This window comes from Microbacterium panaciterrae (assembly GCF_039541635.1).
Taxonomy (GTDB): Bacteria; Actinomycetota; Actinomycetes; order Actinomycetales; family Microbacteriaceae; genus Microbacterium; species Microbacterium panaciterrae.
On the sequence record NZ_BAABGP010000003.1, the window covers coordinates 490817 to 502640 of the forward strand.

The 11824-nt window shown below is 66.6% G+C and carries 6 protein-coding genes; 4 read left to right on the forward strand and 2 right to left on the reverse strand.

Annotated features, from left to right (window positions below):
* Nucleotides 1-131 precede the first annotated feature (131 nt).
* Nucleotides 132-1418, forward strand: a complete 1287-nt coding sequence (locus ABD882_RS02325) for an ATP-binding protein (RefSeq protein WP_345183917.1) — start codon at nucleotides 132-134, stop codon at nucleotides 1416-1418.
* The gene (locus ABD882_RS02330; RefSeq protein WP_345183919.1) at nucleotides 1415-2095 is read left to right on the forward strand and encodes a response regulator; all 681 of its coding nucleotides are present in this window, start codon (nucleotides 1415-1417) and stop codon (nucleotides 2093-2095) included. The genes ABD882_RS02325 and ABD882_RS02330 overlap by 4 nt, the downstream gene beginning before the upstream one ends.
* Here the strand turns inward: ABD882_RS02330 and ABD882_RS02335 are convergent.
* On the reverse strand, nucleotides 2074-2949 hold the full coding sequence (locus tag ABD882_RS02335; RefSeq protein ID WP_345183921.1) for a helix-turn-helix transcriptional regulator: 876 nt from the start codon (nucleotides 2947-2949) through the stop codon (nucleotides 2074-2076). The two genes, ABD882_RS02330 and ABD882_RS02335, sit on opposite strands and share 22 nt — an antisense overlap.
* Before the next feature lie 102 nt (nucleotides 2950-3051).
* Between ABD882_RS02335 and ABD882_RS02340 the strand changes: the two genes are divergently transcribed.
* A complete protein-coding gene (locus ABD882_RS02340; RefSeq protein WP_345183922.1) occupies nucleotides 3052-3762 on the forward strand; it encodes an SDR family NAD(P)-dependent oxidoreductase in 711 nt (236 codons plus the stop codon).
* Between the two features lie 603 nt (nucleotides 3763-4365).
* Here the strand turns inward: ABD882_RS02340 and ABD882_RS02345 are convergent.
* Nucleotides 4366-4650, reverse strand: coding sequence for a hypothetical protein (locus tag ABD882_RS02345; RefSeq protein ID WP_345183924.1), 285 nt, complete (start codon nucleotides 4648-4650; stop codon nucleotides 4366-4368).
* Nucleotides 4651-5907: 1257 nt separating this feature from the next.
* Between ABD882_RS02345 and ABD882_RS02350 the strand changes: the two genes are divergently transcribed.
* Nucleotides 5908-11790: a golvesin C-terminal-like domain-containing protein gene (locus tag ABD882_RS02350; protein ID WP_345183926.1), complete on the forward strand. Its 5883-nt coding sequence runs from the start codon at nucleotides 5908-5910 to the stop codon at nucleotides 11788-11790.
* Nucleotides 11791-11824: the final 34 nt, after the last annotated feature.

Below are 11824 nucleotides of genomic sequence, written 5' to 3' on the forward strand. Positions count from 1 at the left end.
CCGCGGGTCCATGGTGGCGAGCGCACCCCGCGCGGGCCGACTTCTGGTCGTATTGATCACGGCCGTGCACCGCTCCCGCTGCAGCGGCGACGGCTCCGCGCGGACATACTGGAGGACGGATGGGAGCGGCGATGAGGTCGAACGCGAGGGAGCGCCCGCGCAGCGCGGCGTCGCGCGTCTTCCTGGTGCTGCTCGCCGGCGTGCTCGTGATCGGCGCGGTCACCGCCGCGTTCCTGGCCTGGGAGACGCAGCTCACCGTGCGCCAGGAGTCGGAGCGAATCACCCGGTCGATCGCGCGGAGCCTCGCCGAAGCGCCCGCGGTCATCGATGCGCTGCAATCCGGTCAGCCCGGATCCCCCACGAGCGCGCTGCAGCACTACGTGGAGGAGGTGCGCACCGGCGCCGAGCTCGACTTCATCACCGTCATGGACGTCGACCGGATCCGTCTCACGCATCCTGATCCGTCCCGCATCGGCCAGCCCTACATCGGCACGGTTCCGCGCAACGGCAAGGAGCTCACCGAGGAGTTCGCGGGCACCCTCGGGCCCTCGATCCGCACGATCGTACCGGTGCGAAATGGGGCGGGGACCCTGCGCGGCTGGGTGTCGGCGGGCGTCACGATCGAGTCCATCACGACGACCATCGCGCGGCGGCTCCCGCTCGCGCTCATCTTCGCCGTCGTGCTGGTCGCGCTGGGCGGCGCGGGTGCGGTGTTCGCCCGCCGGCTGACCCGCAGGATCGCCGGAGATCTTCCCGCGGGCTCGGTGCGCGACGCCGTCTCGGCCTATGAGTCGGTGCGCACGCTCGGCGAGGCGTTGCGAGCGCAGACCCACGAGCACGGCAACCGCCTGCACACCGCGATCTCGCTGCTCGAGCTGGACCGCAAGGATGAGGCGATCGCGCTGCTGGCAGAGTCGTCCGCGCAGAGCCAGTCGGTGATCGACGAGATGACACTGCGCGACGGCGATCCCGTGCTCGGGGCGTTGCTGCTGGGCAAGTCCTCGCAGGCGAAGGAGCGCGGGATCCGCTGGCGCGTGCAGATCGCGCAGGACGCCCCCGCACTGCCGCTCGCCCCGGTCGACGCCGTCGCCGTCGTCGGCAACCTCATCGACAACGCGCTGGATGCGGCGGCGGGAAGCGATGACCGCTGGGTGGCGGTGGACCTCGCTGCCGGCTCCGACGGATCCGCCCGGCTCACGGTCTCGGACAGCGGTCCCGGGGTGCCGCCCGCGCTGCTCCCGCAGATCTTCGAGCACGGCTTCTCGACCAAGCCCGCCGATGCGACGGGGCGCGGTGTCGGGCTCGCTCTGGTGCAGTCGATCGTGCGGGCGGCGGGCGGAGACATCACGGTCTCGGCGCAGCCCAGCGCGTTCCTGGTGACGCTGCCCGCCGGCACCCCGGTGCGGAGGAAGCGATGATCGGCGTGCTGCTCGTGGACGACGATCCGCTCACCCTCGAGCTGCACGAGGCGTACGTCGCACGGCTCGACGGATTCGAGACCGTCGGCACCTGCACCGGTGCGCGGGCGGCGCTCACGGCGCTCACCGCTCCGGGCCTGAAGATCGACCTGGTGCTGCTCGACGTCACGATGCCCGACGGATCCGGGCTCGACGTGCTGCGCCGGGCACGCTCACTCGACGTGCCGGTCGATGTGATCGCCGTCACGAGTGTGCGGGATGTCGACACGGTGCGCCGGATGGCGACGCTGGGCGTGGCGCAGTACCTGGTGAAGCCGTTCACGTTCGCCGTGTTCCGGGAGCGCATGGAGCAGTACCGGAGCCGGCACGAGCAGAGCCGGGCGATCGCCGGGGCGGCGAGTCAGGCCGAGATCGACGCGCTGATCGGCGGCAACCCGCAGACCGGCGCTATCGGTCTGCCGAAGGGGCTGGCGGCGACCACCCTGAACGAGATCACGCAGGCGCTGAGCCGGCACGGAGAGCTCTCCGCCACCGAGATCGCCGAGGTCGCGGGAGTCTCCCGGGTCACTGCGCGGCGGTATCTCGAGCACCTCGCCGATCTCGGGGTGGCGGTGCGAGCGGCCCGTTACGGCAAGCCCGGTCGCCCCGAGGCGGTCTACCGGCGCGCCGGGGGCTGAGCCGGATCCCCGCCCGTCAGCGCCTGCGTGCCCAGCACGACGGCGAGCCGGAGCCGTTCGGCGTCGTCGGATCCGGGCGCGGCGGTGTAGACCATGATCCGCAGGTCGTCCTGGGCGACGACGAGGGTGTCGCAGTCGAGCGTGATCGGCCCGACCGCGGGGTGGTCGATGATCTTGTGCCGGGACTGCTCGGCTGGCGCCGCATCAGAGACGGTGTCCCAGAGCCCGGCGAAGCGGTCCGACGCATCGCGGAGCTCGGAGACCAGGCGTCGCAGCCGCCGATCGGCCGGATACCGCGCGACGGTGAGGCGCAGATCGGCGATGAGCCGGGCCACGAGTTCCGCATGCTCCTGCGTATTCTGCCGCGCGCGGGACTCGCCGCCGACGACGTTGCGCCAGACCGCGTTGCGCTCGTTGCCGCGCAGCTGGGCGGTGGGGCCCATGAGCGCGTCGTAGGGCGCGTTCGCGACGACGAGGTTCCACGCCGCGTCGTACACGACCACCGGGATCCCGTCGAAGCGGTCGAGCAGCCGCTGCACGCTGGGCGGGATCCGCATCGACACCACGCCCCTGCCGGGGGCGCTGCGCCCGGCGAGGAGGAAGAGCCGGTCGCGCTCGGCGTCGTCGAGGCGGAGGGCGCGGGCGAGAGCCTCCACGACCTGCTCCGAGGGCGCGGTCGCCCTGCCCTGCTCGAGCCGGGTGACGTAGTCGACCGAGATGCCGGCGAGCGCCGCGAGCTCCTCACGGCGCAGCCCCCTGGCGCGTCGACGCACACCCGATGGGATGCCGACGTCGTCGGGTGAGACGCGGTCGCGCCACCGGCGCACCGTGCTGCCGAACTCCCACGCCTCCATGCCCTCAGTCTGCCCGGATCCGCCGGCGCTGTCGTGGTACCGGCAGTCCTACGAAAACCGGACGACTGCCTGCGCGAGCCGCGCCGGAGGATCGTGGCCGGCATGACAACGACACTCATCACCGGGGCGAACAAGGGCCTCGGCAAGGAAACCGCCCGCGCTCTCGTCGCGGAAGGGCACACCGTGTGGCTCGGCGCGCGGGACGCCGAGCGGGGGCGCGCCGCCGCCGAGGAGCTGGGCGCGCGGTTCGTGCAGCTGGACGTGACCGACGACGCGTCCGTCGCCGCCGCGCTCGAGACGATCCGCGATGCGGGCACCGGCCTGGACGTGCTGGTCAACAACGCCGGGATCGCGAAGCGCGGCGAGGGGATGTCGGAGGCGATGGACGGGCCGAGCGTGCTCGTCGTGTTCGACACGAACGTCGTCGGCATCGTGCGGGTCACCGAGGCGGCGCTGCCGCTGCTGGAGGCGTCGACGAACCCGGTGATCGTGAACGTCTCGAGCGCGCTCGGCTCGTTCTGGGCCACGCACGAGGCGACCCGCCCCGCCGCGCACTTCGTCTCGGTGATCTACGGATCCAGCAAGGCCGCTGTCTCGATGCTCACGGTGCAGTATGCGAAGGCGCACCCGCGCCTGCGGATCAACGCGGTCGAGCCCGGCATCACCGCGACCGAGCTGGGCGGAGGGAGTCCGGACGCCCACCCCGGGCGCCCCGCCGCCGAGAGCGCGCGGATCGTGGCGCGGATGGCGATGGTCGGCCCGGACGGTCCGTCCGGGACCTTCCAGGAGGACGACGGCGAGCTCGGCTGGTAGATCCGAGGTTCGCGCGCAAGACGCGGCCCTCGCCGGGGCCGCCGAAGTAGGGAATGGCGCAGCCGAGTGGCCGCTTTCAACGAGGTCAGCCCCCCACGAACGCTTGGGACGAGTGTGGAAGTCCTTCAGCTTTGCACGCATCGGCCAGTGCCTGTGAGGCGGTGTTCCACGCGATACTTGTGGCATCTGGTGTCGAGGAGGCTGTATCCATCGGCGGGCGGAGTGGTTTCAGCTTTGCCAGCGCCTCGGAGACAGCTCCTCCACCGGCCGACGGTGCTCGACCTATGACGCGAAAGGCCAGGTCGTACCAACCGGTGCGCTCTTGAGGGACGATTTCGCCGATGTGGAACGAATAGTCGGTGTTCCGCAGGATCGTCAGCATGTCCGAGTAGGTCTCGCAGGTTGCTCTGTCGGTCTCGGTTGCGGAGGCTGTCGGAATGAGGTTTGGGGATGTGGAGATCACAGACGGCTGCGCGGAGGACGTTGCGTCAGCCTTGGCGGTTCCTGCTGCGCAACCTGTGATACCCACGAGCGCAAGAGTCGCTCCTATAGCGGCCAGAATAGGTCGCGCGTGAATTCTGGTTCGGCCCACAGTCGCAAGAATCACACGCATTGGATCAGGATTTCGATGTTGGCGTTTTCCACGTCCGGATAGCAACCGGCGCAGTCGACGTTGACGAGGAAGTTCGTGGTGATGTGGAGCCTCAGGTCCATGCCCTGACCATCCAGCCAGGTTACGGTTTGCCAGTCGCAGGCGAGTCCCCAGTCTTTATAGAATGTCACGCTCGATCCGTATTGCGCGCCGGAGCTGTCGACGAGGGCAATTGTCACTATTGCCGGATCGACGAACGTTCGCTTGTAATCCGGTGAGACGTCGTTCAGTTTCATCTGAACGGTGTGTGAGTACACTCGGTATGTGCTCCAGTACCTGTCGTCCCGCGAAGACTGATAAGCAAAAACATCATAGGATTGGTAGGCCATGCTGGATCTCCATCCGTCTATTCTTGAAATACGCGCAGCGAGTCGCGCATTGGTGTGTGGGCGACCAATAGAGTCGCGTAACCCGTATGAGCGGTTAGTTCATACGCAAAAAGGCGCGCATTGGAGCGAAATCTCCATCGCGTGCCGCCTGAAGCGGACTCTGGGATTTAGCGGCCGATCCAGGCTTCCTAGTGCCATCGATGAACACGTTGCCGTCATCGATGAGGACTGCCTTGCGCACTTCCGTCGCGTAGGCTGCCTCGAGAATGTTTAGACAGCGGTCCTTCCGGGCGCTATCTCCCCGCGTATGTCCTTCATAGGCATCGGTTGCGATACCGATTTGCCATATCATATACGCGGTGGCTACCCCGCTCCCGCGCTCCCACAGCGCCGCAGGATCTGGCGCACCTACCTCTAGGTTCGTGGGGAAGGACCAGTTGGCGGGAAGAACGAGGGGGAAAATGGGAACGGCATTCTGATATTCCTCCTGAATGTCGAAAAGAGTGCCGAAGCCAGAGAAGCGAGTCCTGGTCAAATATGCATCTATTGCGCCCGGCCATCGTTCTACGGATGTAAGCCCAGCGGGGACAGACGCACCGAACGCGGCATTTTCATTCGTCGCCAACAGTCCCGTTGATCCGACAGCCGCGATTTGAAGAAGGGTTCTGCGTGTGATAGCAACCACGTGCGGACTCCATTTTCTGTGTTTTGTGGGTGGACGCGCGCGGCGGTGCTCCTGACGCAGTCGAGCGCTGGGCTCGTAAGCTCAGGTCGGACGCTATCCAGGTGGATTCGGTTTTGTCAAGCGTCTTCTGCGACGGTCTCGAGGCTGGGGTCTGGCGGGAGCATAGCTAAATGTCAGCTATTTCATAGTTCACGTGATCGACGTTAGGTATCAGCGGTTGCATAGGAATCAGTCAGTCTTTCGATAGGTTTCGTTCATAGCTTTCTCGGCGTTGTGTGGTTTCGCTGAAGGTCGCGGTCTCCGTGCCTTTGATGACCGGAGTGCGCATGTTTTTCAGGGGGGTTCTGTCGACGACGCTTGCTGCGTTGCTGGCGGTGACGGCTGGTCCGGTTCAGGTTGGCACGTCCGTTGCCGGCGTGCTGGCGTCGAGTCCAGGTGTCGCGGGCGTGGTTCGCCAGGCCGGTGATTCGTCGTCGTCGATGGCTTCGGATGTTGCTGTCGATGGGGCCGGTGATGCCGCGGGATACCACGTGCGCACGGCGTCCAGCGCCGACGGTTACGTGTGGCATGACGTTGCGGTGCTGCGTCCCGCGAACCTCGACCCGGGATCGTGGTACGGCTACCAGTGCGTGACCGGCGACGGGAAGTTTGCTGCGATCGCGGTGCTGCCTGGGGATCTGATCAACCGGAACGAGGCGAGGGATCACGGTGCTTTCGCGTATTCCGTGAACCTCGAGTCCGGTGCGGTGAAGGCGCTGGGAAGCGGTGTCGGGCTGAAGTATCACTCTCCGGGGTGCGGGTTGAGCGGAACGGCGGTGTTCACCAGCAATCCCGGTACGAACGAGATGGAGACTGTAGCGACGGCGTATGACTTGTCGTCTGGGAAGCAAACATCGCAGTCGATCGTTGCCGGACAGGTCACCAGCGTCGTGTCCTTGGGCGATCGTGTCGTTGGCGCATCGGGTTCGTCGCTGGTGGAGCTGCCGAACGGGGGGTCGGCGGACAAGCCGGCGACGACGCATACGGTGGCTGCGGCGGGTGCCTCGGCGTTTGATCTGCGCGCCGCGGCGGACGGTGGCGTGGACTTTTTGACGGATCCCGGGGATGGGTCGGTGAAGATCGCGCATCTGAAGGATTCGAAGGTCTCCGAGGTGGGCGCTGGCAAGCTCGGTGCGACCCGACTGTTTCAGGGCGCCGGCGGCCACAACTTCGTCACTGGCGCCGATGAGGTCAAGGATGGTCTGACGGCGTTGGATGCCAGTCAGCTTCCGGTAGGGGCGGCGAATGCGGCGCTGGATGGCGGTGGGGTGTTCGGTGCTGACGTGGCAGCCAAGCCAGGCGCTGCGGGAGCACCGGCCACCCAGGCCGATGCGTCTCAGGCGACGGGGCTTCCGCTGGTGGAGGTGCAGTCCACGAAACAGGCTCACCAGACGACGCTGAACAGCCCCGACGCCTCCGGAGGGCCGAGCCCCGCTCGGGGGGCGGGGCCGGAGGTCCCGCACACGAAGAAGCAACAAGCCCCGACTCAGCCCGCCCCGACAGAGGCGAAGCCCGCGGTGTTCACGAAGGTGGGACCGACAGGCCCGGCAATCCTGGCGTCCAATGTGCACGCGATCCCGGTGTTGTCTGCGGGGGCGACCACGCCGACGTGCTCCGTTCCGAGGCTTCAGCCCACGTTGCAGGCGATGCAGCCGGGTAACGCGCAGGTGGATTGGGCGACACAGATGGCGGAGCAGGGTCTGCTGACCGCCGCGAACGGGTATGCGCGTCCGGCGAACTTCGCGAACATGGGGCTCGTCTCTTACGCCCCGAGTGATGATTTCCCGCCGATCGCGTTGAGCCATCCGTCGTCGGATACGTGGTCGTCGGTTCCGCGTTCGGTGATGGTCGCGATCGATGCGCAGGAGTCGAACTTCAATCAGGCGTCCTGGCATGCCCTGCCCGGTATCGCCGGTGATCCGCTGATCGCGGACTATTACGGTGCGGGCGATGCGATCGACACGATCAACTACCCGGCCGCGGATTGCGGGTATGGGGTTGCTCAGGTGACGACGGGGATGGCGGCGACGGACACGTCGATCTCCGTGCACGGGCAGACGAAGGTCGCGGTCGACTATCAGGAGAACATCGCGGCAGGGTTGAACATCCTGGAGCAGACGTGGAACCAGCTGTATGCGGCGGGGATCACGGCGAATGGTGGGGATCCGAAGTACCTGGAGAACTGGTTCCTCGCGACCTGGGCGTACAACACCGGGATCCAGCCGACCGCCGCCTTCGGGAACACGTCTGGTTGCACGCCTGGTCCGACGTGTACGGGCCCGGACGGGACGTGGGGTCTGGGCTGGTCGAACAATCCCCGCAATCCGGACTACGACCCGAGCCGCACGCCGTATCTGCAGAGCACGTATGCGGATGCAGCGCACCCGTCGAGCTGGCCGTACGAGGAACGCATCATGGGGTGGATGGCGTCACCGATCATCCGGTACGGGTACATCGCCTACGACACCCCCGATTACCACGGTGGGAACACCTGGCTGCAGATCCCCGGGGTGAACACGTTCTGCAGCACGACCGGCAACCATTGCGACCCGACCAACGTGACCTCCGGCTACTGCACACTTGCAGACTCCGAATGCTGGTGGCACCAGCCGGCCACCTGGGTGACCACCTGCGCGACCAGCTGCGCGACCGCGAACTATGAGGACTCCGCAGGATCGACCGAACCCACCTACACGGACAAGTACCCTCCGACCTGCAATCAAGACACATCTGTCCTCCCGTCGGGGGCGCTCATCGTCGATGATCTGTCGACGCCGTCGCAGAACCTGCAGGGCTGTCAGGGGATGAACTGGTCCAACAGCGGCAGCTTCAGCTATTCACCGGGGACGAACAGCTCGGGCGACCCTGTCGGGAACATCGATACGCATCAACTCGGCTCGGGTCTCGGCGGGCACATCTTCTTTACGCATACTGAGCCGTCTTCGTCGTCGAGCCTGATCAACACGGGAACGTGGACGCCGAATCTGCCGAGCCTGCAGTACTACAAGGTGAAGATCCACATCCCCGCATCGGGTGCGACGGCGACGGATGTCGTGTACACGATCAATCCGGGTGGCAGCGCGTCGCCGTGGAAGATCCGGGTGAACCAGGACTGGGAGTCGGAGCAGTGGGTCACGATCGGCACGTTTGCGATGCAGAACGGCGGAAACGTCCAGCTCACGAACGCATCCGACATGCCCGCGGAAGAGTACGACGTCGCCTATGACGCGATCGCGTTCGTACCCGAGGGCGGCACCCCTGGGCAGCCGATCGGTGGCCCTCCCGGGATTCAGGATGCCCCGAAAGGATCCAACCCGGCCTGGGTGAACTGCGGGTGCGTGCGCCGCACCGAAGGCGACCCTGTCGACACGGCCACCGGCTACTTCGGCGAGACCGCGACGGATCTCTCCACCCCGGGGCTGGGTGAGGCGCTGCACGTCACCCGTGACTACAGCGCGGTCCTTGCCGACGCGACCGGACCGATCGGATCCGTGAACGTCGTGAACGGGCCGTTCGGATACGGATGGACGTTCGGGTACGGGCTGAAGTCGACCACGAACGCTGACGGATCCGTCACCATCCGCCAAGAGGACGGGTCGGCGGTGACATTCAAGGTCAGCGGCAGCACGTACACGCCCGCCGCGCCACGGTACGACGCCACTCTCGTCAAGTCAGGCACCTCGTACGTCTTCACCCGGCATGCGGCCGACCAGTTCACTTTCGATACCGCCACCGGCCGGTTGACCGCGATCAGCGACCCTGCCGGGCGCGCCGCGTCCCCGTCTTACGCGACCACTCTCGCCTACGACGCCTCCGGTAACCTCCACACCGTCACGGATCCCGGCGGACGCGTCTACACGTTCACCTGGACCGGCACCCACATCACCAAGGTGACCACCGCAGCCGCGCAGGAAGTCGACTACGTCTACAGCGCCGCTGGTGATCTGACCGACGTGTACGGCGTGGGGACCACCCGCACCGGCGGGGTGAACGGCGACCAGGACCACGGCCAGTATCAGTACAACGCCAAGCATCTGATGAGCTCGGAGCGCACCCCGGCGAACTACGGGAAGTCGAGCACTCCGACTCCCGTGACAGGAATGGTCTACGACGCGTCCGACCGGGTCACGACGCAGACGGATCCGATGGGGAACGTCACGAAGTTCACCTACGGGCCCGACGCGACCACGGGCATCACCGCCGGCCAGACCCTCATCACCGACCCGGTCGGTCACAAGAACCTCTACACCTACCAGAACGGCCTGCTCACCTCGATGACCAAGGGCTGGGGTGTCACCGGCGCCTCGACCTGGTCGTATGCGTACGACCCGATCACCCTCGGCGTCGCCGTGCAGACCAACCCGGACGGCAGCACCCTCACCTACGCGTACGACGATCACGGCCGCAAGATCTCCTCGAGCGATGGCCTCGGCCGCACCACCTCCTACCAATACGACGCCGCAGGCAACGTCACGAAGACGGTCGACCCGACCGGTCTGCAGACCGCCACCGTCTACAACGCCGCCGAAAAGCCCACCAGTGTGACCGTCTTCACTGGCACACAGCCGGCCGAGTCCGCGAACGACACCCTCAACCCCTCCTACGCGCGCGGCACCAGCACCGCATACGGTGACGCCGCGCACCCGGGTGAGGCGACCAGCACGACGAACGCGAACCAGCACGCCACCACCTACGCCTACGACGCTTTCGGCGACCTCACCACACAAACCGATGCGGCCTCCAACATCACCAAGTACGCATACGACACCGGGCACGGCTGGCGCACCAGCACCGTCGCGCCCTCCGGTGTCGCCGCAGGGGTCACCACGACCTGCACCCCGCCCGCGAAGGGCTGCACCACCTATCAGCACGACGCGTACGGGCACGTCACCGTCACCACGGACCCGCTCGGCCACACCGTCAAAGCCAGCTTCGACGCGGACGGTGACCAGCTCACCGCGACCGACGGCAACAACCACACCACAACCACCACCTACGACAACGCGGACCGGCCCGTGAAGGTGCAGAAACCGTCGACCGACGCATCAACGACCACCTACAACGGTGACGGCACCGTCCAGAAAACAACGGACGCTGCCAGCCACGCCACCTCGTACACGTACGACGCGCAGACGCGGGTGCTCACCTCCACCAACCCGGACAACAAGACCACGGCATACACGTACGACAGCATGGGCCGGTTGAAAACCACCACCATGCCCGACACCTCCGTCGCCACCCAGGCCTGGGACAACGCCGGACAACTCACCGGCATCAGCTACAGCGGCACCAGCACCCACGCCGTCACCTACACCTACGACCGCGACAGCCGACGCACCAGCATGACCGACGGCACCGGCACCAGCACCTACAGCCACGACGTGTTCGGCGAGACCACCGCAACCACCAATGGCGCCGGGGCCACCACCACCTTCGGGTACGACGCTGTCGGCAATACCACCAGCATCGGATACCCCGGCGGCGGGCCCCACGTGACCCGCGCGTTCAACCCGCTTGAGCAGCTCGCCAGCATCACCGACACGAACGGCACCACCAATTTCGGGTACAACGCCGACGGCGCTCCGACCACGACCGGGTACGCGAACGGGACCACCGCGACCGTCGCCTACAACGACGCCGACCAGCCCACTACCAGCACCCTCACCAAGGGCGCCACCGGGCTCGGCACCATCACCTACGCCCGCGACAACACCGGCAACCTCACCGGCACCACACCGACCAGCGGAGCACCCGGCGCTGCGACGACCTACGGCTACAACACCAACCAGTACCTCACAGGGGCAACCGCCGGATCGACCACCACCAGCTACGGGTACGACAACACCGGCAACCCGACGGCCCTCGGATCCACCACTCAGGTCTTCGACGCCGCGGGGCAGGTCTGCTGGACAACGACCACCACGGTCACCAGTCCCACCTGCGGCACGCCCGCGAGCGGAGCGACCAAATACGGATACGACGCCAACGGCAACCGCACTGGAAAGACCCCGGGCACTGGCACCGCCACCACCTACGGGTACAACGCCGCCGGCGAGCTCGCCACCGTTTCCGGAGCCGTCACCGCGAGCTACGCGTATGACGGCGACGGGCTGCGCACCACCAAGACCACCGGCGGCGCCACCACGAAGTACACGTGGGACGCCCGTGGCAAGGTTCCTCAACTGCTCTCGGACGGTACATCCTGTTACGTCTATGGCCCTAACGGGGCTGTCGTGGAACAGACCAACGCCACCGGTGGCACCCCGACCGACTACTTCACGGACGCACACGGTGAATCGGCCTGGGATCGTCGGAGGGCATGATCTAACCGAGGAGTAGATTCATGCCCGCTTTGAA